This is a genomic window from Anaerococcus martiniensis (genome assembly GCF_043187485.1).
GTDB classification, from domain to species: domain Bacteria; phylum Bacillota; class Clostridia; order Tissierellales; family Peptoniphilaceae; genus Anaerococcus; species Anaerococcus martiniensis.
In genome coordinates this window covers 514,366-537,144 of the sequence record NZ_CP171106.1, presented here as the reverse complement: position 1 = coordinate 537,144, position 22,779 = coordinate 514,366, and the positions used below count along the sequence as shown (strand labels likewise).

18 protein-coding genes and 1 pseudogene are annotated in these 22,779 nt (G+C 33.6%); 16 read left to right on the top strand and 3 right to left on the bottom strand.

From position 1 onward, the window contains the following. Positions 1–2: 2 nt before the first annotated feature. Together abc-f and ACF3NF_RS02625 are read left to right on the top strand one after the other, a co-directional pair. The gene (gene abc-f, locus ACF3NF_RS02630; RefSeq protein ID WP_394023966.1) at positions 3–1,928 is read left to right on the top strand and encodes a ribosomal protection-like ABC-F family protein; all 1,926 of its coding nucleotides are present in this window, start codon (positions 3–5) and stop codon (positions 1,926–1,928) included. 20 nt (positions 1,929–1,948) lie between these two features. Continuing rightward, a complete protein-coding gene (locus ACF3NF_RS02625) occupies positions 1,949–3,181 on the top strand; it encodes an AI-2E family transporter (protein ID WP_394023964.1) in 1,233 nt (410 codons plus the stop codon). Positions 3,182–3,204: 23 nt separating this feature from the next. Here the strand turns inward: ACF3NF_RS02625 and ACF3NF_RS02620 are convergent, their stop codons facing one another. Continuing rightward, on the bottom strand, positions 3,205–3,825 hold the full coding sequence (locus tag ACF3NF_RS02620; protein WP_394023962.1) for a thiamine diphosphokinase: 621 nt from the start codon (positions 3,823–3,825) through the stop codon (positions 3,205–3,207). 110 nt (positions 3,826–3,935) lie between these two features. Here ACF3NF_RS02620 and ACF3NF_RS02615 point away from each other — a divergent pair, with 110 nt between their 5' ends. The 13 genes and pseudogenes from ACF3NF_RS02615 to yihA all read left to right on the top strand — a co-directional run bounded on the left by ACF3NF_RS02615 (position 3,936) and on the right by yihA (position 19,013). Further along, the gene (locus ACF3NF_RS02615; protein ID WP_394023960.1) at positions 3,936–4,565 is read left to right on the top strand and encodes a hypothetical protein; all 630 of its coding nucleotides are present in this window, start codon (positions 3,936–3,938) and stop codon (positions 4,563–4,565) included. Further along, entirely contained in the window at positions 4,546–4,857 is a 312-nt protein-coding gene (gene cutA / locus ACF3NF_RS02610) for a divalent cation tolerance protein CutA (RefSeq protein ID WP_262122905.1), read from the top strand. The genes ACF3NF_RS02615 and cutA overlap by 20 nt, the downstream gene beginning before the upstream one ends. A gap of 8 nt (positions 4,858–4,865) precedes the next feature. Continuing rightward, positions 4,866–6,371, top strand: coding sequence for a 4-alpha-glucanotransferase (gene malQ / locus ACF3NF_RS02605; protein ID WP_394023958.1), 1,506 nt, complete (start codon positions 4,866–4,868; stop codon positions 6,369–6,371). Continuing rightward, positions 6,364–8,751 (top strand): glycogen/starch/alpha-glucan phosphorylase, encoded by a 2,388-nt coding sequence (locus ACF3NF_RS02600; protein WP_394023956.1) that lies wholly within the window; start codon positions 6,364–6,366, stop codon positions 8,749–8,751. Before malQ ends, ACF3NF_RS02600 begins: the two co-directional genes overlap by 8 nt. A gap of 22 nt (positions 8,752–8,773) precedes the next feature. After that, positions 8,774–9,567, top strand: a pseudogene (locus tag ACF3NF_RS02595) (ZIP family metal transporter). 96 nt (positions 9,568–9,663) lie between these two features. Continuing rightward, on the top strand, positions 9,664–10,485 hold the full coding sequence (cdaA, locus tag ACF3NF_RS02590; RefSeq protein WP_394023954.1) for a diadenylate cyclase CdaA: 822 nt from the start codon (positions 9,664–9,666) through the stop codon (positions 10,483–10,485). Continuing rightward, on the top strand, positions 10,478–11,440 hold the full coding sequence (locus ACF3NF_RS02585; RefSeq protein ID WP_394023952.1) for a CdaR family protein: 963 nt from the start codon (positions 10,478–10,480) through the stop codon (positions 11,438–11,440). The genes cdaA and ACF3NF_RS02585 overlap by 8 nt, the downstream gene beginning before the upstream one ends. Further along, positions 11,391–12,749 carry a CCA tRNA nucleotidyltransferase gene (locus tag ACF3NF_RS02580; RefSeq protein WP_394023950.1) on the top strand — a complete coding sequence of 453 codons (1,359 nt, stop codon included), beginning with the start codon at positions 11,391–11,393 and terminating at the stop codon, positions 12,747–12,749. Before ACF3NF_RS02585 ends, ACF3NF_RS02580 begins: the two co-directional genes overlap by 50 nt. A gap of 56 nt (positions 12,750–12,805) precedes the next feature. Further along, positions 12,806–14,188 (top strand): trigger factor, encoded by a 1,383-nt coding sequence (gene tig / locus ACF3NF_RS02575; RefSeq protein WP_394023948.1) that lies wholly within the window; start codon positions 12,806–12,808, stop codon positions 14,186–14,188. Between the two features lie 33 nt (positions 14,189–14,221). Further along, a complete protein-coding gene (clpP, locus tag ACF3NF_RS02570; protein WP_262122918.1) occupies positions 14,222–14,815 on the top strand; it encodes an ATP-dependent Clp endopeptidase proteolytic subunit ClpP in 594 nt (197 codons plus the stop codon). 7 nt (positions 14,816–14,822) lie between these two features. After that, a complete protein-coding gene (gene clpX, locus ACF3NF_RS02565; protein ID WP_394023946.1) occupies positions 14,823–16,052 on the top strand; it encodes an ATP-dependent Clp protease ATP-binding subunit ClpX in 1,230 nt (409 codons plus the stop codon). A gap of 46 nt (positions 16,053–16,098) precedes the next feature. Continuing rightward, complete coding sequence (gene lon / locus ACF3NF_RS02560; protein ID WP_394023944.1) at positions 16,099–18,429, top strand: endopeptidase La; 2,331 nt, start codon at positions 16,099–16,101, stop codon at positions 18,427–18,429. Continuing rightward, a complete protein-coding gene (gene yihA, locus ACF3NF_RS02555; RefSeq protein WP_394023942.1) occupies positions 18,426–19,013 on the top strand; it encodes a ribosome biogenesis GTP-binding protein YihA/YsxC in 588 nt (195 codons plus the stop codon). Before lon ends, yihA begins: the two co-directional genes overlap by 4 nt. A gap of 44 nt (positions 19,014–19,057) precedes the next feature. On the opposite strand, the gene ACF3NF_RS02550 is transcribed toward yihA, so the two are convergent. Together ACF3NF_RS02550 and ACF3NF_RS02545 are read right to left on the bottom strand one after the other, a co-directional pair. Next, positions 19,058–20,047 carry a hypothetical protein gene (locus ACF3NF_RS02550; RefSeq protein ID WP_394023940.1) on the bottom strand — a complete coding sequence of 330 codons (990 nt, stop codon included), beginning with the start codon at positions 20,045–20,047 and terminating at the stop codon, positions 19,058–19,060. After that, positions 20,040–20,561, bottom strand: a complete 522-nt coding sequence (locus ACF3NF_RS02545) for a sigma-70 family RNA polymerase sigma factor (RefSeq protein WP_394023938.1) — start codon at positions 20,559–20,561, stop codon at positions 20,040–20,042. Before ACF3NF_RS02545 ends, ACF3NF_RS02550 begins: the two co-directional genes overlap by 8 nt. Before the next feature lie 252 nt (positions 20,562–20,813). Here ACF3NF_RS02545 and ACF3NF_RS02540 point away from each other — a divergent pair, with 252 nt between their 5' ends. Then, positions 20,814–22,682 carry a flavocytochrome c gene (locus ACF3NF_RS02540; protein ID WP_394023936.1) on the top strand — a complete coding sequence of 623 codons (1,869 nt, stop codon included), beginning with the start codon at positions 20,814–20,816 and terminating at the stop codon, positions 22,680–22,682. Positions 22,683–22,779 lie beyond the last annotated feature (97 nt).

Here is a 22,779-nt window from a genome sequence, read left to right as displayed (position 1 = left end):
AAATGAATATACTTACAGCAAGCAATTTGAGTAAATCATATCCGACCAAGGACATATTTACAAATGTAAGTTTTAAGATTGAAAAGGGTGATAAAGTTGGGCTCATTGGTATAAATGGGGCCGGCAAATCTACCCTTTTTAAAATTCTAATGGGAGAAAATGAAAAAGACTCCGGTGAAGTTTACATATCAAATAATGTCAAGGTTGGATATCTAGAGCAAATACTTTCTATAGACTATCATATAAGTATTTATGATTATTGCATGAAAGTTTTTGATGATATTATCGATATAGAAGCAAATTTAAGAAAAATTGAACAAAAATTAGCAAATCCTGACTTAAAACCAGACCAAATGGATAATCTTTTGGCAGAACATAGTAAATTATTTGAAAAGTTTGAAGAAAAAAATGGTTATGCTATCAAATCTGAGCTAGAAGGCACCCTAAAAGCCATGGGCTTTGGCGAAGAAGATTTTGATAAGGATATTATAAATTTATCAGGTGGGCAAAAAGCAAGAGTAGAGCTAGCTTATTTACTTTTAGAAAAACCGGATTTAATACTCTTAGATGAGCCAACTAACCACCTAGATATTGGAGCTATCAGGTTTTTAGAAAACTTTATCAAAAATTATTCTGGATCAGTAATAGTAATTTCCCACGACAGGTATTTTTTGGATAGTACTGTAAACAGAATATTTTTGCTAGAAAATGGCGGACTTACAACTTATAATGGGGATTACACTACATTTGTAAAAAAACGTAAAAAAGACCTAGAAGTTCGTATGCACCAATATAAAAATCAGCAAAAAGAAATCGACCGACAGGAAGAAATCATCGACCGCCTTAAAAACCAAGGTGGGTCAAAAAGAAAAAGAGGTATTTCCCAATCCAGATCACGCCAAAAACTTTTGGATAAGATGGAAAGAATAGAAATGCCAGAAACTATCCAAAATTCCATGAAGCTAAAATTTACTCCTCGCATCCAAAGTGGGGAAGATGTTCTGAAGGTTGAGAGCTTAGAAAAATCTTTTGCAGATAAGAAAATTTTTGAAAATATTTCCTTTAACCTATACCGCAACGAGAGAACTGCAATAATAGGTGAAAATGGGGTTGGAAAAACAACTCTTTTTAGGATAATAATGGGCCAAGAAATGCCATCAGCCGGCAAAGTTAAAGTTGGCCAAAGCGTAAATATAGGTTATTTTGACCAAGAGCAAAAATCTTTAAAGCTATCAAATACAATTTTCGAAGAAATAAGTCAAACATATCCAATGATGACAAATTTTGAAATTAGGTCCTATCTTGCCAAATTTATGTTTTATGGAGATGATGTTGATAGGGAAATTGCAGAACTTTCCGGAGGTGAGCGTGCTAGGATTTCTCTATTAAAGCTTATGATTTCAGATACAAATTTCATTTTGATGGATGAGCCAACTAATCATTTGGACATTGATTCTAAAGAGATTTTAGAAGATGCTATCCTTGATTACGAAGGAACTATGCTAATTATTAGCCACGACAGGTATTTCCTAAATAAGATAGCAGGCAAAATTTTAGATATGAAATCTGATGGCATGGACGAATATTTGGGTAACTATACTTATTATGAAAATAAACTTAGGGAACAAAGTCAAAGTATAGAACAGGGTCAATCTATAAGCAAGACCCAACTAGTCAAAGAAAAGAAAAAACAAAATCTAAAGAAAAATGAAATTAAGAAAATAAAAAATGATATTAGGGATGCTGAAAATGAGATGGAAGCAATTGAAAATGAAATTGCAAGCCTAACTGACCTAAGCCTGGCCCCAGATTTTTATGCTGACCAAGAAAAAGTAGTAGAAACTTTTGCAAAGATTAAGGAATTAGAAGAAAGAAAAAAAGTCCTTGATGAAAAATGGTTGGACCTTAGCATGAGCCTTGAAGACTAATATCATTTGAGAGGAAAAAAATGAAAATAGATGAAAAAAATGAATTAGACCAACAATCAAAAAATAATTTAAAAGTAGGCCTTATCTTACTTTTAACATTTTTTGCAATCTGGTATATAGAGCCTATTGGCAAATTTTTAGTAGCTACCTATTCAGTTTTTAGGCCGATATTACTAGGCTTTGCTATAGCCTTTGTGATAAATTTGCCTATGAATTTTTTCCAAGAAAAAGTTTTTGGTAAGGTAATCGATCCTTTAAAACACAAAAAATTGGTAGTTGCACTTTCGCTTATAGTCAGCTGGCTAATCTTTTTTGCTGGAGTAAGTATACTTTTAGTCGTTGTTATTCCAGAATTTATCAATGCCCTTCAAACAGGTATTACTAACCTGCCAGTATTTATGGATTCACTTTTAGAATATACAGAAAAATTCCCAGCTATCCATAAGCAGGCAGTCCAATTTAAAGACTATTTCCAAGACCTAGATGTGGTTAAAATTTCAGATGCAGTTACAGCCTATATTAGTGGAGACAGTTCGAATTTATTAAATAGGGCTCAAAATATCCTATCATCAGTAGGATCAGGATTAATAGCTGTGGCCATGGGATTTGTATTTTCTATTTATGTAAGTGTAAATAAGAAAAACCTAAGACAAAATGCCAATAAAATTTTATATGCAAACTTTAGCGAAGAAAGAGCAGATAGAATAAATTATTTATTTAAACTAACCTATGATTCATTTTCCAAATTTTTGGACTCAAAGGTCTTATCTTGCATATCACTAGGTATATTTAATTATATTGGTATGAAAATATTAAGAATGCCATATGCAGGTATGATTTCTGTTTTGGTTGGCGCTATGGATATAGTTCCATACTTTGGGCCAATTATAGCAGGTGCCTTTGGTATGATTTTGATATTCATCCAATCACCAATCCAATCGCTGATTTATATAATATTTTTAGTAATTTTACAGCAAGTTCAAGAAAATATTCTATACCCACTAGTAATTGGGAAAAATTCTGGTTTGCCAGCAATTTGGATTTTCCTTTCGGTATTTTTAGGTGGTAGATTATTTGGTATCTTAGGCATGATATTATTTATGCCACTAGCAACGGTAGTATATACATTAGTTGAAGATAAGACCCATATTAAATTAAAAGAAAAAAGTATGGATAGGATAACTGTAGCAGAAAAATCCAACCAGACAGTTGAAGAACTTAGACAAAAAGAATTAGATAGAAAAGTTGAATAAAAAAGACCCCATAAGGGGTCTTTTTAAATTGACTTATCTTCAAAAATCACAAGCAGGTATCCACTTTTAACTTTTATTTTAAAATCCTTACCACAAGTTTCATTTGATACTCCAAGGGCATTGTCATTTGTCAGATCAAAATTATTTAATTCGTAATATAAACCCTTAATATCAACTCCCTTTACAATATCAGAAAGGGCAAAGATTGAAACATAAAAATCTTCACTATCCTTAATTTTATAATCGAGCTTATCATCTACAATATAAAAACTTTTATATTTTGATTTCAAAACAACATTTATACCTTTTTTCTTAAACTCTAAGGCATTTGTAATGTTTGCAAAGGTGTGAGACTCGCGTCCACCTAGGCCACCATAAATAATTATCTCATCATAGCCCCAATCTTCAGCCACCATTAGGGCAGCTTTTGTGTCTGTATAATCTTTTATTGGATTTAATTTTATAACCAAATCTCCCTCAGGTTGATTTGCCGAATCAAAATCACCTATTATCATAGTTGGTGTAATACCTGACTCTTTTGCATAGATATGTCCTTTATCAGCTGCAATTACCATATCCTCTTCATTTACTTTATCAAAAAAACCATCAAATTCGCCGCCCGCGATTATATAACATTTTTTCATATCTACTCCCTTAACTTTATGTACCTACAATTATAACAAATCCTAGATAGAAGAAAAAATTTTTCTAGGGTAAAGTTAAAATGAAAGATTAAAAAGAATTTAGGATAAAAATGAAATTAAAAAATAGCAAAGTAGGAGAATTTGTTCCGGTAAGAGGCAAAAATGGTCTCTATTATGGAGGCTATCAAAATGCCTTGGGAGAATTAGGTGTTTCAAAATTTTATAGGGATAGGTCTTGTGTAGTAACTGCATTTACTAATGCTTACCTATATATGTATCATCCTGATGAAAAATTTACTTTAGAAGAGTACAACAAGAACCATTATGATTTTTACAAAAAAATTCGTCCCCATATCAACGGTGTACCAACAGCAGAAGCCCTTAACCGTAGGGTAAATCGTATAAGGCGAAATCGTGACTTAAATCTCTATGCTTATATTATGCAAGAATATATTATAAGACGACACAGTACAGAAGAAAAAATTGCCTTTATAAATGAAGGCCTTAGGAAAAATTGCCCAGTCATTTTTATAAACTGGATGAGTAAAAATGTTAAAGTCCTAGCCCACCACGGGGTAACAATCACAGAGTGCAACGATATGGGCGACTACCATGAACTAGTTATTTCTAGTTGGGGGAGAGTTTATAAGGTAAATTTTGAAATTTTTGATAGGCAATTAAAATCATATAGCGGACTAATTTATTTTGAAAGGAATGATTATGAAATATATCAAAGTTGAAGTTTTTGTACCAGCAGATGATAAGTGGCAAGTAATAGAAGGACTAAATGAAAAAGAAATTTTAAAGGATGATGGCTATGATTCTGTATTTGCAGAAAGTGTAGTAACAGGACATTTTATTCCCCTAGAAGGATCAAATCCTGATATAGGAGAAGTTGGTAAGCCTTGTGAAGTAAATGAAGTGAAATTAGAATTTAGAATAAAAGCAGAAGAAAAGGATGAAGTCTTTGAAATAATAAAATCAAATCACCCATACGAAGTGCCAGTTATAAACTTTATAGAACTCTTATAGGAAAAATTATGCAAGAAAGACTTAAAAGATCAAATGGTGTCCTAATGCCAATTTTTTCTCTTCCTTCACCCTATGGGATAGGAACCTTTGGCAAGGCTGCCTATGAATTCGTAGATTTTTTATCAGAAGCTTCTATAAAATATTGGCAAATTTTGCCCCTAGGTCAAACTTCTTATGGAGATAGTCCCTACCAGGCCTTTTCATCTTTTGCAGGCAACCCATACTTTGTAGACCTTGATATATTGATTGAAGATGGACTTTTAGAAAAAGATGACCTAGAAAATATAAATTTTGGAGATAATGAAAGATACGTTGACTACGCCATCCAGTATAATATACGCTACCGTACACTAAAAAAAGCCTTTGAAAACTCAAAGGGAAAATTGGATGAAAAAATATCTGAATTTAGAAAAAAAGAAAGTTTTTGGCTAGAAGATTACACCCTTTTTATGGCAATCAAGCACGATAAACTTGATGTAAACTGGGTGGAATGGGATGAGGACTTAAGAGATAGAAATCCAGATGCCCTTAAAGAATTTAAAGAAAAACATAAGGAAGATATAGATTTTTATATCTTTATCCAATACCAATTTTTCAGCCAATGGCAAAAATTAAAAGCTTACACCAATAGACACAATATAGAAATTATCGGTGATTTACCAATATATGTTGCCTATGATTCTTGTGATGCTTGGGTTAATGCAGATATTTTAAAAATCGATCCAGAAACTAAAGAACCAATTATAGTTGGGGGTGCACCACCTGATTCCTATTCTGAAGTTGGACAACTTTGGGGCAATCCTGTTTATGATTGGGAGAAAATGAAAGAGGATTCCTATAGCTTTTGGCAAAATAGGCTAGAAATGGCATTAAGAACTTATGACCTGCTTCGCCTTGATCATTTCAGAGGATTTGAAAAATATTACGCAATTCCAGCCACAGATGAAAATGCAAAATTTGGCAAATGGGAACCAGCTGGGGGCTATGATTTTTTTGATTACTTGCTAAAAAAATTTCCTGATAAGCAATTTATAGCAGAGGATTTGGGGTATATCACTAAGGAAGTCGATGCATTAAAAAATCATTACGGCTTTCCAGGCATGAATGTTATCCAATTTGCCTTTGATGGTACTTTCGATAGCAATTACTTGCCACATAAATATGAAAAAAATTCAGTTGTTTATTCATCAACCCATGATTCATCAACTCTTAAAGGTTGGTTAGAATCACTTGATGATGAAGAATTATCCCTTGTAGAAAAATATTTTGGACTGAAAAATTTAGAAAAAGAGGATTATGTTTGGGAAATCATTAGATCTTTAATGGCATCAGTTTCTGATCTTGCTATTTTTCAAATCCAAGATTTTTTTGAAATGGGAGATCAAGCGAAAATAAATACTCCATCCACTTTGGGTGATAACTGGAAGTGGAGAGCGAAAAAAGAAGATTTTACAGATTCCTTGCCAATAAAAATCAAGGAAATGTCAAGATTATATGGGAGATATAATGGATAATTTAGCAAAGAATAAGTTTACAGAAGATTATGTAGAAAACCTGCAGAGGATAACTCTTAAAAATTTTGATGAAACAAGCGAAAAAGATAAGTATGATGCCCTTTGCGATACAATTATGGAGCGTATCAACCAAGAATGGAGGGCCAGCAAGAATAAATCCAGATACGAAAGAACTGCCTATTATTTTTCAGCAGAATTTTTAATCGGTAGGTCTTTGGGAAATAACCTTATAAATCTTGGAATTTATGATGAAGTAAAAGAATTACTAGATGAACTAGGAATTGATTTTGAAGCAATCGAAGACTATGAGGATGATGCAGCCCTTGGTAATGGTGGACTAGGGCGTCTAGCTGCTTGTTTTATGGATTCTGCAGCCACCCAAGATATAAATATGTACGGCTATGGTGTTCGCTACCGTGAAGGCATTTTTAAGCAATCTTTTGAAAATGGATTTCAAAAAGAAGAAGGAGATAGCTGGATAAAAGATGGGGATGGTTGGTCAATTAGAGTGGATTCTGACTCTAGAATTGTAAACTTTAGAGATCAAGCTGTAAAGGCAGTCCCATTCGATATGCCAGTAGTCGGCCTTGAAAATGGAAAAGTAAATACCTTAAGATTGTGGCAGGCTGAACCCTTTGAAGAATTTGAATTTGATAAATTTAACAATTTTGAATACGATGCTGCAGTAGCTAAGAAAAATAGGGCCGAGGATATCACAAGAGTCCTATATCCAAATGATTTGCAAAGGGCAGGTAAGGTTTTAAGGCTAAAACAACAATATTTCTTTGTTTCTGCCTCTATCCAGGACTTGATTGCAAAATATAAGAGATATTTTTCTGATGACTTGCGCTTTAAAAACTTCCATAACTACCATGTCATACAGCTAAATGACACCCACCCAAACATTGCAATCCCAGAATTAATTAGGGTTTTGGTGGATGAAAATGGACTAGAATTTGAAGAAGCTTTTGCAATCACTCAAAAAGTTTTTGCCTTTACAAATCACACGGTTTTACAAGAAGCCCTTGAAAAATGGCCAATTGATATTGTTGAAGAAGTAAGTCCAAGGTGTCTAGAAATAATTTATCAAATTAATGATCTTTTGGTAAATAATTTTAAGGAAAAGGGACTTTCTGAAACTGAAATCGACCCATATAGAATTGTAATTTATGACCAAGTTCATATGGCAAATCTTGCAATTTATGTTGGTTTTTCAGTAAATGGTGTAGCAGCCCTTCATACAGAAATCCTAAAAGATGATACTTTTAAACATTGGTATGAAATTTTTCCAGAGAAATTTAATAACAAAACCAACGGTATAACACCAAGAAGATGGTTAGTTTACTCAAACAGAGCCCTTTCAAAATTCATTACAGAAAAACTTGGTACAGAGGATTGGAAATATAATCTAGATGAGCTTAAAGGACTGGAAAAATTTGCTGATGATGAAGATGTTTTAAATGAGCTTTGGGATATAAAACAGGAAAATAAAAAACGCCTTGCTACTTATATCCTAGAAAATGAGGGGATAAAAATTGACCCAGAATCAATCTTTGATATCCAGGTTAAAAGAATTCACGAATACAAACGTCAGCATTTAAATATCCTCCACATTATTTATTTATATCATGAACTTAAGAAAAATCCAGACATGGACTTTTATCCAACTACATTTATTTTTGGAGGAAAGGCAGCACCAGGATATTTCAGAGCAAAGGCCATTATCAAACTTGCAAATGAAGTGGCAAGGGTAGTTAATAATGACCCTGATGTAAATGAAAAATTAAAAGTAGTATTTGTAGAAAACTTCAGAGTATCATATGGGGAAAAAATCTATCCTGCAGCTGATGTTTCTGAGCAAATTTCAACAGCAGGTAAGGAAGCTTCTGGTACTGGGAATATGAAATTTATGCTAAATGGCGGACTAACCCTAGGCACCTATGATGGGGCAAATATAGAAATTTTTGACCATGCGGGAGAAGAAAATAATTATCGTTTTGGAGCTACAGTTGAACAGCTAAACGAAATTGACCAATCTTATAATCCAAGAGGCATTTATCAAACTAATATGGATATTAAAGATGCGGTTGAGGCTTTGGTAAATGGAGAGTTAGATGACAATAATTCTTATATGTTCCTTGATATTTATAACGAATTAATAAATCCACAAGATGGATCTCGTGGAGATAGGTATTTTATTTTAAAGGACTTTGAAGATTACAAAAAAGCCCACGAAAAAATAAATAAGGATTATAGGGATAAATTAGCTTGGTCTAGAAAATGTCTGATGAATATTGCAAATGCAGGATTTTTCTCATCAGATAGGACAATTATTAATTATGCAGATGAAATTTGGAAGATAGATTCACAAAATTATTAAATTATTTAGAAGGATAGAAAAAATGAATAAAGAAACTATACTTGGATTGCTCATTCCATTTTTAGGTACAAGCCTTGGCTCTGCCATGGTTTTTGTCATGAAAGATGAGCTAAATCCAAAAGTACAAAAAGGTTTATCAGGCTTTGCTGCTGGTGTCATGGTGGCAGCAAGTATCTGGTCACTACTAATTCCTGCCATGGATATGGTGGAAGGAAATATGGGGAGGATGAGCTGGATTCCAGCTGTAATTGGTTTTATAATAGGGATTTTGTTTTTATTATTCCTTGATAGTGCTATACCCCACCAACATATTGACTCTGAAGCGCCAGAAGGTCGAAATGTTGAAAACTTAAGAAAACTACCATGATGGTTTTAGCTGTAGTCATCCACAATATTCCAGAAGGAATGGCAGTTGGAGTTTCCTATGCTGGTGCACTTTTTGGCACAGGAAATGTGAGTTTAGCAGGAGCCCTTGTGCTTTCTATAGGAATTGCCATACAAAACTTCCCAGAAGGAGCAATTATTTCTATGCCACTTCGTCAAGCTGGAGTGGATAAAAATAAGGCTTTTTGGATGGGAGTAGGATCTGGTGTGGTTGAGCCAATTGCAGCATTTATAACAATTTTATTATCACAAATTATGATTCCAATCTTGCCTTATCTATTGGCCTTTGCTGCTGGGGCTATGTTTTATGTAGTAGTTGAAGAACTTATACCAGAAGCAACAGGCGAGGGAGAGGCCCACACCAATATTGGGACTCTTGGATTTGCAGCAGGTTTTGTAATAATGATGATCCTTGATGTTATGCTTGGATAAAAAAACACCTAGACTTAGGTGTTTTTATTTTGCAAAAAACTACCGACAAGACCTAAAAAATAGTACTATATAAGTAGAAAAGGATTAGGGGGACAGATGAATTATTTTACTGATTTTTTCAACTCTTTAGCACTTATAAGAGTTACAGACATAATAGATATAGCAATAATTAGCTTTGTTGTCTATAAATTATTTTCTTTATTACGCAACACCCGTGCTGAGCAAGTTTTATATGGACTTATAATTGTTTTAATTTTTGCATCAGTTGCTGATATTTTAAATCTAAATACAGTTAGCTGGGTAATGAATCAATTTTTAACCGTTGCCCTTGTATTTATAATCGTAGTTTTCCAACCAGAACTAAGGTCAGCCTTAGAGCGAATTGGCCGTGGTAGGTCTATTTTTACTGGCGAGCGTGCCGTAAAAAATGAAAGAAGCATCGATGAGCTAACCCGTGCTATGACTTCACTTTCTCGCCAAAAAATAGGAGCCTTAGTTGTTTTAGAAAGAGAAGTTGGCCTAAATGACATAGTAGAAAGTGGAACAACCTTGGATGCTGATGTTTCAAGCGAACTTCTTATAAATATTTTTATCCCAAATACCCCCTTACACGATGGTGCAGTTATTATAAATAATGAAAAAATCATTGCAGCGGCTTGCTATTTGCCACTTTCAAATTCAAATTTGATTTCAAAAGAGCTAGGAACACGCCATAGGGCAGCAGTTGGTATATCTGAAAGATCAGATGCAATTGTAATTGTTGTAAGTGAGGAGACAGGAAATATTTCAATTGTAGAATCTGGCAGAATCGACAGATATTTTGATGAAGATTCCTTTAAACAAAGACTAAAAAAAGACCTGGTCTTCGTAAGAGAAGAAACTGTCGATGATGAAAAGAAAGAAGATGACGATGAATAATAAAAATGATTTGAAATTAAAAATTCTTTCAATAATAGTAGCCATATTTATGTGGACCTTTGTCATAAACACAACAAATCCAACAGTAAATAAAAGCTATCGCAATATACCAGTTGTAATTAGAAACCAAGATGATTTGGAAAAAAAAGGATACACCATAATTGGTAAAAACGAATCCTACGCAACAAACGTAAAACTTAAGGGAAGTCGTGAAAAATTGCTATCTTTAAGGTCAGAAAATATTTATGCAAGTGTTGATATTTCTGATTTAAAAGAAGGAGTTCAATCACTAGATATAGAAGTTGATATACCATCTGGTGTCAGCGTTGATGAAATAGAACCAGGTGAAATAAATTTAAATATTCAAAAGGTTATAGAAAAAACCATGCCGGTCAATCTTATCTTTTCTGATGAAATAAAAGATGGTAGAATTGTTGAAGTAAATGAGTTGTCTCCAAAAGAAGTAACAGTAAAAGGACCTGCAAGTATCATAAATAAGATAGATAGGGCAGAGCTAAGAATAGATGATATAAACTTATTAGATGGCAAAATCCACAATTTGCCTGTAAAGGTCTTGGATAAAAATGGCAAGGTCCTATCTGATATAAATATTTCCCACCAAGATGTAAATGTTTCATTTTTAGTATATGAAACTAAAAGAGTAAATTTAAAGCTTGTAACAAGCGGTCGCATTGATAGGGACTATGAAGAAACAGCAAGAGAGCTTTCTCCAGATTCAATAGTTATCAAAGGACAAGAATCCGTAATCAGAGATATTGAAGAAATCCCAACAAAACCAGTAAATATTAACTATCTAAGGTCAAATTCAACAGGAGATGTCAAATTAGACCTTCCAGATGCTGTTAAAGTTTACAATGGAGATGACCTTGTAAGCTATAGGATTGATGTACAAAAAAAAGCAAAAACAACAAGTGATGATGAAAAAGAAGACTGATAAAATCCTTGATCAACTCGAAAATGCTGGATATAAGGCCTATAAAGTTGGTGGTTGTGTCAGAGATGAGCTTTTAAATCGAGAAAATTTCGATATAGATATAACCACATCAGCCTTGCCAGAAGAAATCAAAGAAGTTTTTAAGGATTATAAGACAATTGATATTGGTGCGAAATTTGGGACTATAAAAGTCCTAGATGGACCAGATGAATATGAAATTACAACCATGAGGCGTGAGTCGGGATATGCTGACAAACGCCATCCAGAAAAAATTGCTTTTACAAAAGATATAAAAGAAGACTTAAAAAGACGAGATTTTACCATAAATGCAATGGCAAAAAGAAATGGTGAAATCATTGATATTTTTGATGGCAAAAAAGATTTGGAGAGTAAAATCATAAGGGCCGTAGGAAATCCTAATGAACGCATAAGGGAAGATGTCCTAAGATCACTAAGGGCGGTAAGATTTGCAAGTACCCTAAAATTTGAAATAGCTGATGATTTAAAAAAATCAATTAAAGAAAATGCAAGATCCATTGATGAAATATCAAAAGAGCGCATCCAAGTAGAATTAAATAAGATTTTACTTGCAGATGATCCCAAGAGGGGAATAATGCTTTTGGATGAAGTAGGACTCTTAGAATATATTTTCCCTGAAGTCTTTGCAACAAGGGGCTTTGACCAACATTCAAGTTTTCATGCAGAAAACTTATATGACCATACTTTGAGCGTTTTGGAAAAAACACCAGCAATTCTTGAAGTAAGAATGGCAGCTCTTTACCATGATGTTGGCAAAATCGATACCTTTTTCTTAGATGAAAATGGAGAAGGGAGATTTTTTGGCCACCAATCTCTTTCTGAGGAGCTTTTGATAAATCGACTTAAAATCTTAAAATATTCTAAGAAGTTTATAGAAAATACAACTATTTTGGTAAAACGCCATATGGATAATACCAACACCTACACCAAAAAATCAGTTAGAAAACTTTTAAGGAATATAGGTGAGGAAAATTTATTAAATCTCTTTAAGCTCCAAAGGGCAGATGTGATGTCTACCAAACATGCTGATGACTCAAATATTGATTTGGGCCTAGCTTTATTAAAAGAGATAAAAAATGATGATATACCAACAAGTAAAAGCCAAATAAAAATAAATGGCAATGACCTAAAAAAACTAGGTTTTAAAGAGGGCAAAGAATTGGGAAAAGCCCTCAATAATATAGAAAATTTAATCTATGATGAGAAATTAAAAAATAATAAAGAAGACATTATAAACTACATTAAATCTAGTCTTTTAAATGTTGATTGATAGACATAGATGTAGTATATTAAACAAATGAGTAGCTATATAAGCAGGAGGAAGAAATGACAGAATTAAAATCTCATGATAATAACATTGCAAAATTTGAATTTGACGTAAAATATGATGACTTTGCAAAGGCTGTAGATACAGTTTACAAAAGAAACAAAAAAAGATACAGAATTGATGGATTTAGGGCAGGACATGTTCCAAGAAAAGTATTAGAAAAAATGTACGGCCCAGAAATCTTCTATGATGAAGCTATCCAAATTGTGTTCCCAGAACCATACGAAGCTGCAGTAGAAGAATTAGGTCTTGAACCAATCGACCAACCATCAGTTGACCTTGATGATATAGAAAAAAATAAAGATATTACTTTCAAAGTTGAAGTAGAAACAAAACCACACCCAACTTTAGGAGATTACAGCGAATTAATCATTGAAGATATTTCATCAGAAGTAACTGATGAAGATATAGATGCAGAACTATCTCGTCAACAAGAAGAAAATGCTAGACTAATTCCAGTTGAAGATGGCGAAGCAAAAATGGGTGATACAGTAAATATCGACTTTGATGGTTTCCTAGATGGAGAAAGATTTGAAGGCGGAAAAGCTGAAGATTATGACCTAGAATTAGGTTCAAAAACATTTATCGAAGGTTTTGAAGAACAAGTTGTAGGACACAAAGCAGGCGATAAATTTGATGTAAATGTAACTTTCCCTAAAGATTACCAAGCAAAAGAATTCCAAGGTAAAGAAGCTAAATTTGAAGTAGAAATCAATTCAATTACTACAAAAGAATTACCAGAACTAGATGATGAATTTGCAATGGATATTTCTGAATTCGAAACTCTTGATGAATTAAAAGCTGACTTAAGAGAAAAACTAAAAGAAGATAAAGAAAACTTTGCAACAAACATGAAACAAAACCAAGCAATCGATGCTCTTGTAAAAGCAAGTGAAGTTTCAACACCAGAATCACTAGTAAAACAAGAAATCGATGTTGAAATGCAAAACCTTGACCAAAGACTACAACAAATGGGTATCGGTCTTGCTCAATATATCGAAATGACTCAAATGGACATCAACCAAGTTAGAGAACAATACAGAGCTCAAGCAGAAGATAGAGTTAAAGCAAATCTTGTAATTGATGAAGTAGCTCTAAAAGAAGGTTTCGATGTTACTGATGATGAAATTGAAGAAGAAATCAACGAATCAGCAAAAATGTATGGTGTAGATGATATCGACAAATTCAAAGAAATCTTTAGAAAAAATGTATCAGAAGATACAATCAAAGAAAATATCAAACGTCGTAAGGCTGTAGAACTTTTAGTTAAAAACGCAAAAGCCCTACCACACGAAGAATATCACAAAGCAGTTGGCGATGATCATGACCACAACCACGACCATAACCACAGCGAAGATTCTAAAGAAAGCGAAGAAAACTAAGATATCATCCTTAATTTAAAGTAAGGAGATTATATGCAAACTAGAAATTACTTAGTACCAACAGTTGTAGAATCAACAAACAAAGGCGAAAGAGCCTATGACATATATTCTAGACTTCTAAAAGATAGGATAATTTTCCTATCAGGGGAAGTAAATGATCAAATGAGTGATATTATCATTGCTCAATTACTATTTCTAGAAAGTGAAGATCCAGATAAGGACATCCAATTTTATATCAACTCTCCAGGTGGGGTTGTAACAAGTGGTCTTGCAATTTTTGATACAATGAATTACATCAAACCAGATGTATCAACAATTTGTATCGGTCAAGCAGCATCTATGGGTGCAGTTTTACTTTCATCAGGTGCAAAAGGTAAGAGGTTTTCTCTACCAAATTCAAATATCATGATCCACCAACCAAGCGGTGGTGCCCAAGGACAAGCATCTGACATTGTAATCCAAGCTGAACAAATCTTAAAAATAAAAGATAGACTAAACCATATCTTAGCTGAAAATACAGGCCAAGACTTAGAAAAAATTGAAAAAGATACTGATCGTGACTTTGCCATGACAGCCCAAGAAGCTTTAGAATATGGCCTAATCGATCAAGTTATTGAAAGTAAGTAGGAAATAGATGGCAAACTTCGAAGGTGAAGATGTAAAATGCTCGTTTTGTGGCAAAGATAGTTCTCAGGTAGAACGAATCATTGCAGGGCCAGATGCCTACATTTGCAATGAATGTGTAAGTCTTTGCGACGAGATAATAAATGCAGAAGTAAAATTTGATGAAAACTACTTTGATGAAAATGGTAAAGTAGACTTATCCACTCCAGCAGAAATTAATGATTTTTTAAATGAATATGTAATAGGCCAAGACGCAGCCAAAAAGACCTTGGCAGTAGCAGTTTATAACCACTACAAGAGGATAAATGCAAATGATAGCGACCTTGATGAAGTAGAGCTATCAAAATCAAATATCCTTATGCTAGGGCCAACAGGTTCAGGAAAAACACTCCTAGCCCAAACCCTTGCTCGTAAATTAAATGTTCCATTTGCAATTGCAGATGCAACAAGTCTTACCGAAGCAGGTTATGTGGGTGAGGATGTAGAAAACATCATTTTAAAATTAATCCAAGCTGCAGATTACAATATAGAAGCTGCAGAGCATGGAATTATTTATGTGGATGAGATAGATAAAATCACTCGTAAAAGTGAAAATCCTTCTATAACTCGTGATGTATCTGGTGAGGGTGTCCAACAAGCCCTATTAAAATTAATTGAGGGAACTGAGGCAAATGTTCCACCACAAGGTGGTAGGAAACACCCAAGCCAAGAATATATCCAAGTTGATACTAGCAATATTTTATTCATATTAGGTGGAGCTTTTGACGGCATTGAAGATATTATCAATCGACGCCAAGCTCAAAAAACTATAGGTTTTGGTGCAGAACTAGTTGCAGCTAACCATAAAGCAAATCTTAAGGATGTAAATACCGAAGATTTACTAAAATTCGGTCTTATTCCAGAATTTATAGGTAGGGTGCCAATAATTGTAACCCTAGATAGCCTAGATGAAGATGCCCTAATCCGTATCCTAAAAGAGCCAAAAAATTCACTAATCAAACAATACCAAAAATTATTTGAATTAGATAATGTAAAACTTACATTTGAAGAAAAGGCCCTGCATGAAATTGCCCAAAAAGCAATTGAACAAAAAACGGGTGCACGTGGACTTAGGACTATATTAGAAGATTTACTTTTAGATGTGATGTATGAAATCCCATCAAAAACTGATATAAAAGAAGTAGTTGTTACAAAAGATTCTATCAAGGATCACTCAAAACTTAAATATAAGAAAAGATAAGTAGAGGGAGTGGCTAGCCATTCCCTTTTTTAAACGGGAGTTAAAAATGGCAGATGTTTATAAAGTAAGCACAAATGAATATCCACTAGTTCCACTTAGGGGGCTATGGGCATTCCCAAATACTATTTTAAATTTTGATTGTGCTAGACCTATATCAAAAAATGCTATTGAAGATGCAAATATAAGAAACAAAGAAGTATTTTTAGTCAATCAAAAAAATGTTTTTGATGAAAATCCAACAGCTGATGCCATTTACGATTATGGTATGGTTGTTAGCATTAAAGAATCATTTAGTTTGCCAAATGGTGACATCAGAGTCTATGTCCAAGCAAAGGCAGTTGCAAAAATAAATGAAATCAAACTTGGAGAAGGATTCTATAAGGCTAATGTTGAAGAATACGAATACACCGAGGCAAACGAAGAGGAATCGAATAAAAAAGAAGCCTTAAGAAAGCTTTTGATAGAAGATTTTAAATCCTATATCGAACTTGATGGCAATAATATTGACGAATCTGTATTTTCTGTAGGGGAAGTCTATAACCTTCACAGACTTGCCGACATAATTATATATCATTTGGACTTAAAGGCAGATGAATATTATGGATTACTAAAAGAACTTGATGCAGAAAAACGCTTAACCCTTCTTCATAGCATATTATCAAAAGAAATAGAACTTAAAAATTTAAGTTTAGAAATTGACCAAGAAGTCCAAGATAATATCAACCAATCTCAAAAAGAATATTATCTTAGAGAAAAAATCGAGGTCATCCGTCGCGAACTTAGCGAAGCAAATGGCGAGTTTGAAAGTGAAGCCATGGAACTTGCAGCTAAAATTAACAAATTAAAAATAGATAAGGAAAGCAAAAATGCTCTATTAAAGGATGCAGAAAGACTAGACTCTATCCCAGAAATGAGTCCGGACTATGGGGTTTTAAGTGCATATTTAGATTTTGCAGTAAATCTGCCTTGGAGCAAAAAAAGTAAGGATGTTCTTGATATTAAAAGGGCAGAGACTGTTCTTGATGAGGACCACTATGGTCTAGATGAAGTAAAAGAACGTATCCTAGAGTCTATTGCTGTAAGGATAAAAAATAAAAATAACCAAGGAACGGTTATTTGCCTTGTAGGCCCTCCAGGAGTTGGTAAGACCTCTATTGCAAAATCAATTGCAAGAGCCCTAGACCGAGAATTTGTATCAATGCGTCTGGGCGGGGTGACTGATGAAAGTGAAATTCGTGGACATAGAAGAACTTATGTTGGAGCAATGGCTGGCAGACTTTTATCAAATATAAACCGCGTTGGTGTTAAAAATCCAGTTTTCCTTTTAGATGAAATCGACAAACTAGGATCAGATTTTAGGGGAGATCCATCATCAGCCCTACTTGAAGTCCTAGACCCAGAACAAAATGATAAATTTATCGATAGATACCTAGATATAGCATTTGATTTATCAGATGTATTTTTCATAACAACTGCAAATGACCCAAATGAAATCCCAGATGCCCTTTATGATAGGTTAGAGATGATTGAAATTTCTGGTTACACTCAAAGTGAGAAGCTAAACATTGCCAAAAAATATCTAGTTTATAAAGAGATGGAAAAAAATGGCTTAAATAAAGATGAACTTTCTATTTCTGATGCTGTGCTTGAAGTGATCATCAAAAATTATACAAGGGAAGCTGGAGTACGCGAGCTTGAAAGACTTATTGCAAAGATTTGTAGACGCGCAGTAAAAGAAATCCTAGAAGGCAAAGACCAAATTCGTGTTACTATGGCAAATTATAGCAAATATCTTGGCAAAGAAAGATTTTTCGAAGACCATATTTCAAGAGAAAGTAAGGTTGGAGTTGTAAATGGACTTGCGTGGACTTCAGTTGGCGGTACTATGCTAACAATAGAAGCAAATGTTATGGAAGGCAAGGGCAATGTCGAATTTACCGGTTCCCTTGGAGATGTCATGAAAGAATCTGGCCAGGCGGCTATGACCTACATCAGATCAAATGCAAAAGAACTTGGCATTCGTGGCAAATTTTACGATAATAAAGACATTCACGTCCACATACCAGAAGGAGCAACTCCAAAAGACGGTCCATCAGCAGGTATTACAATGACAACTGCCATGGTTTCATCTCTAACTGGAAAAAAAGTTAGAAATGACATTGCCATGACTGGTGAAGTGACCATAACAGGTGATGTGCTTCCAATAGGTGGACTAAAAGAAAAAGCACTTGCTGCCTATTCTTACGGCATCAGTGATGTAATCATTCCAAAAGAAAATAATAGAGATACCGAAGATATTCCAAAAGAAATTAGGGATAAGATTAACTTTATAGAAGTTTCCAACGTTTCTGAAGTTATAGATAGGGCCTTGATATGAAATTTAAAGAAATTGAATTAGAACAAGTTGCTGGATTTAAATCCCAATGGCCAGATGAGTCAATTGAAGAAATTGCCTTTGTAGGTCGCTCAAATGTGGGTAAGTCCTCATTTATTAATGCTTTTTTAGGCAGGAAAAACTTAGCAAGAACTTCCTCCAAACCAGGCAAAACTCGTACTATAAATTTTTATAATATTGATAAAAAATTTAGATTGGTAGATTTGCCGGGCTATGGTTATGCAAAAGTTTCAAAAGCAGAAAAAGCAAAATGGGATAAGCTAATCAACGAATACCTCCATCAAAGGGAGAATTTAAAAGAAGTTTTTCTTTTGGTAGATATTCGCCACGAGCCAACACAATTAGACTTACAAATGTATGAATGGATACTGGAATCAGGTTTTACAGGATTTGTAATTGCAACAAAGTATGATAAAATTTCTAAAAATAAGCTTTCAAAACATATCAAGGCTATAAAAAACAAATTAAATATAGATGATGAGGGGCTAATCTTTGCTTATTCATCAGAAAACAAACACAACTTATCAGTTATCCATGAACAAGTTGATGTTATTGTAAATAATTAATAAAAAACCGACATCAATTGATGCCGGTTTTATTGTACTTAAAATTATTTTTTACAAGTAAATTCAGCTATAGTTTCTAAATTTCCATTAGTTAGCTTGACAGATTCTTTATTCATTTTTTCTCCCTTAAGAGTAAATTTAATTTCATCTAATTCTTTTATTTGATCAAGGGTCAGATCTGACATTTTATGGGTGTACATAAAAGTTACTTCACCGTTTACGGATGTTCTACTATTTAACTTGATAGTGTTACCGTCTTTGTCAACTCCTGAAAGCTCATATAGATATTCTGGATCTAAGTTTTTAATAAATGCAGTCATAGTAATTGGATTTAGTTTTATTAGTGAAACTATTGCACCATTATCTAACTCTTGGTCTTTGGCAAAGATTATATTATCAGCATTTACTGTATTTGTATTAGCTTTTATTGTTACAATCTCACTTGCAAACATATCTGAAAAGTAAAGGTCTACCTCAGCATTCTCAAGTGTTGGAAACTCTTTGTCAAAACGAATCATAGTTTTATTTGATAAAGTCTTACCATCGTTAAGATAACCTGCACCACCTGATCGACCATCAGACTTATAAGTTTCACCATTTATGACAATTTTGTAAATGTCAGCTCCCTCTTCTGAAAGCATACTTTCTATGGAACCATCACCCTCTCTGAGTGTATTTATAAAGACCTTGTTATCTTCAAAAGCAATATTTTCTATTACAAAAGTATCATTGCCCACAGTTACTGGTTTATGTAACTCTGTTACATACTTATAAGAATCAGGGCTTGCACCAAAGGCATCCATCATTGAAACTTTAATATCAGTTGTAAATTTTAAAACTTCTGCTCTTACTTGAGGTGTCATAAGGCCCGCTATAAGTAGAGCTGCTGCAGCACTTGCTACAAATTTACTTTTATTAGTTTTTTTTGCATAAGATTTTGCGTTTCTAAACATTTTTTCTTTTTCAATATCATTTAATTCTACAGAATCTACTTCAAAATCCATGTCGTTTATTTTATCGTATATATTAGTCATATTTACCTCCTAATTGTAATTTTAGTTTCTTTTTAGACCTTGATACCTTGTTGTAAAGTCTGTCTTTAGGAATTTCTGTAATCTTTGCTAGGTCATCATAGGAATAGCCTTCTATAAATAACTTCTTAAAGATCTCCCTATCTTCTGTGCCTAATAGTTTTAAAATTTCTTCACTTTCATCAACTGAAAAGTCTTCTTCAGTGTAAATATTATTTTCAACTTGGCTAAGCTCAATACTCTTATGGCGATTTTCTTTTCTGATAGCATCAATGGCCTTATATTTTGCAACACCGGCACACCAGTTTTTAAAAGAAGATCTGTTCTCATCAAAAGAATCTATATTATCCCAGATAGCAAGTAGGGTATCATTTAATATTTCTATAACAAGTTCGTCTCTTTTTCCAATAGTTTTTACAATACTTGCCTTAAGGATACCACCATACTTATTTATAAATTCGTTTAGATAAGGTTCTTTTCGCTTCTTTATCCCGGATATTATTTTCTTATCATCCATATATCCTCCTTTGTCTATATATTCGTAAGGGGAAGGTAAAATCTATCATTTAGAAAATTATATAGTATTATTTTAAATAATCATATACAAAAACTTAAGTTGAACATTTTTTGTAGTTATTAATCAAAATATTCTGTGAATATTTTGATTTGCAAAATATTGTTTATCTTTTATAACTATATGCTTTATCACATTGCACAAAGTAAAATTATTTGATAAAATATTTTCATAAGTAAAATTTGAGGAGGAGTTATGAAAAAAAATAGAATTTTACCTTACATATTATCAATGTCACTAATTCTTTCTGCTTGTGGAGCAAACAACACAGCACAAGATAGTGAACAAACATCTACTGAAACAACAGTAAGCGAGCAATCGACTGAAGATACAAAAAAAGTAGATGAAGGCAAAGAAGAAGAAAAAGACGCAGAAAAAGAAACAGCTGAAGTTGATCCAGATGCTTCTGAAGGAAAAGCTAAGGGTTACAAGGGTGATGTAATCGCTCATGTTAGCTTTGATGGAGATAAAATCTCAAATATTCATGTAGACCATGAAGAAACAGAAGGTCTTGGAGCAACTGCAATCGATAAAATGGTGCCAGAAATTATTGAAAACCAATCAGTAAATATCGATTCTGTATCAGGAGCAACAAGTTCGTCAACAGCACTTATAGAAGCAGTTTCAGCTGCAATTACTGCAAGTGGACACAATATTGAAGACTACCAAGAAGATTTCACCGGCAAAGATAAAGAAAGAACAGATGCTACAAAAGATGTAGATGTTGTAGTAGTTGGTGGTGGTGGAGCTGGATTTGCAGCTGCAGTTACAGCAAAAGAAAATGGGGCAAATGTAGTTTTACTTGAAAAATTACCACAAGTTGGTGGAAATACTCTAATTTCAGGTGGAGAATACGCAGCTCCAGCAAATGAACTTCAAGAAAAAGAAAATATTGAAGATAGCAAAGAATTATTTGCAGAAGATGTTAAAAAATCAGGTGGAAATGAAGAATTAATCGATGTCCTAGCTGAACATGCAACAGAAGATGCTTATTGGTTACGTGATGATATAGGTGTAGAATGGCTAGATAGCTTAATGTTCTTTGGTGGCCACTCAGTAAAAAGATCACTTATTCCAGCAGCTCACTCAGGTAATGAATTAATTAAAAATTACCTAAAAAAATGTGAAGAACTTGGCATAGAAGTAATTACAGAGGCAGATGTAAAAGAAATTCTTACAGAAGATGGCAAAGTAACAGGTGTAAAAGCTCAAACACCAGATGAAAACCTAACAGTAAATGCAAAATCTGTAGTACTTGCAACAGGTGGATTCGGTGCAAATGATGAAATGACTTACGAAAATGACCACGAAATCGATGAGTACGTTCAGTCAACAAACTCACCAGGAGCAACAGGTGATGGTATCGTAATGGCAGAAGCACTTGGTGCTGATACAGTTGATATGGACAAAATCCAACTTTACCCAGTATGTGACCCAGAAACAGGTAGACTACTTTATGTAGGTGATACAAGATTAGTTGGTGGGGCACTTCTAGTAAACAAAGAAGGAAACAGATTTGTAGAAGAACTTGCAACCAGAAGAGAAATCTCACTTGCAATAAAAGAACAAACAGACCACGTTGGTTATCTAATCTGGGATGAAAAATCAAACGAAACTACAGGAACAATGGCATCAAACCCACAAGAAGCTGAAGAACAATTTGAAAAAGGTAACCTTGTAAAAGCTGATACAATCGAAGAATTAGCAGACCACTTTGATTTAGACAAAGACCAGCTATTAAAAACTGTAGAAACATTTAATGAAAACTCTAAGAAAGAAGAAGACCCAGACTTTAACCTTAGAATGTTAGGCTGGACAATAGAAGAAGGTCCATTCTACATGCTAAAAGCAGCTCCAGCAGTACACCACACAATGGGTGGACTAAAAATAAACACAGAAGCAGAAGTCTTAACAAAAGATAATAAATGGATAGAAGGTCTATATGCAGCAGGAGAAGTTACAGGCGGTATCCACGGAGAAAACAGACTAGGATCAGCAGCTATTGCAGATATTACAGTATTTGGTAGAATAGCAGGTAAAAACGCTTCTGAATATGCAAAATAAACATATTAGACTAATACCAGTTAGGCATAAAGCCTAGCTGGTATTTTTTTGTCCAAATATCTTGTAATTTATTAGAAAGCAATTTATAATTAAGTTA

Excerpts from the sequence above, each read along its gene's own strand:
- abc-f (WP_394023966.1), top strand. The coding sequence starts at position 3 with ATGAATATACTTACAGCAAGCAATTTGAGTAAATCATATCCGACCAAG.
- ACF3NF_RS02625 (WP_394023964.1), top strand. The coding sequence starts at position 1,949 with ATGAAAATAGATGAAAAAAATGAATTAGACCAACAATCAAAAAATAAT.
- ACF3NF_RS02620 (WP_394023962.1), bottom strand. The coding sequence starts at position 3,825 with ATGAAAAAATGTTATATAATCGCGGGCGGCGAATTTGATGGTTTTTTT.
- ACF3NF_RS02615 (WP_394023960.1), top strand. The coding sequence starts at position 3,936 with ATGAAATTAAAAAATAGCAAAGTAGGAGAATTTGTTCCGGTAAGAGGC.
- cutA (WP_262122905.1), top strand. The coding sequence starts at position 4,546 with ATGAAATATATCAAAGTTGAAGTTTTTGTACCAGCAGATGATAAGTGG.
- malQ (WP_394023958.1), top strand. The coding sequence starts at position 4,866 with ATGCAAGAAAGACTTAAAAGATCAAATGGTGTCCTAATGCCAATTTTT.
- ACF3NF_RS02600 (WP_394023956.1), top strand. The coding sequence starts at position 6,364 with ATGGATAATTTAGCAAAGAATAAGTTTACAGAAGATTATGTAGAAAAC.
- cdaA (WP_394023954.1), top strand. The coding sequence starts at position 9,664 with ATGAATTATTTTACTGATTTTTTCAACTCTTTAGCACTTATAAGAGTT.
- ACF3NF_RS02585 (WP_394023952.1), top strand. The coding sequence starts at position 10,478 with ATGAATAATAAAAATGATTTGAAATTAAAAATTCTTTCAATAATAGTA.
- ACF3NF_RS02580 (WP_394023950.1), top strand. The coding sequence starts at position 11,391 with ATGTACAAAAAAAAGCAAAAACAACAAGTGATGATGAAAAAGAAGACT.
- tig (WP_394023948.1), top strand. The coding sequence starts at position 12,806 with ATGACAGAATTAAAATCTCATGATAATAACATTGCAAAATTTGAATTT.
- clpP (WP_262122918.1), top strand. The coding sequence starts at position 14,222 with ATGCAAACTAGAAATTACTTAGTACCAACAGTTGTAGAATCAACAAAC.
- clpX (WP_394023946.1), top strand. The coding sequence starts at position 14,823 with ATGGCAAACTTCGAAGGTGAAGATGTAAAATGCTCGTTTTGTGGCAAA.
- lon (WP_394023944.1), top strand. The coding sequence starts at position 16,099 with ATGGCAGATGTTTATAAAGTAAGCACAAATGAATATCCACTAGTTCCA.
- yihA (WP_394023942.1), top strand. The coding sequence starts at position 18,426 with ATGAAATTTAAAGAAATTGAATTAGAACAAGTTGCTGGATTTAAATCC.
- ACF3NF_RS02550 (WP_394023940.1), bottom strand. The coding sequence starts at position 20,047 with ATGACTAATATATACGATAAAATAAACGACATGGATTTTGAAGTAGAT.
- ACF3NF_RS02545 (WP_394023938.1), bottom strand. The coding sequence starts at position 20,561 with ATGGATGATAAGAAAATAATATCCGGGATAAAGAAGCGAAAAGAACCT.
- ACF3NF_RS02540 (WP_394023936.1), top strand. The coding sequence starts at position 20,814 with ATGAAAAAAAATAGAATTTTACCTTACATATTATCAATGTCACTAATT.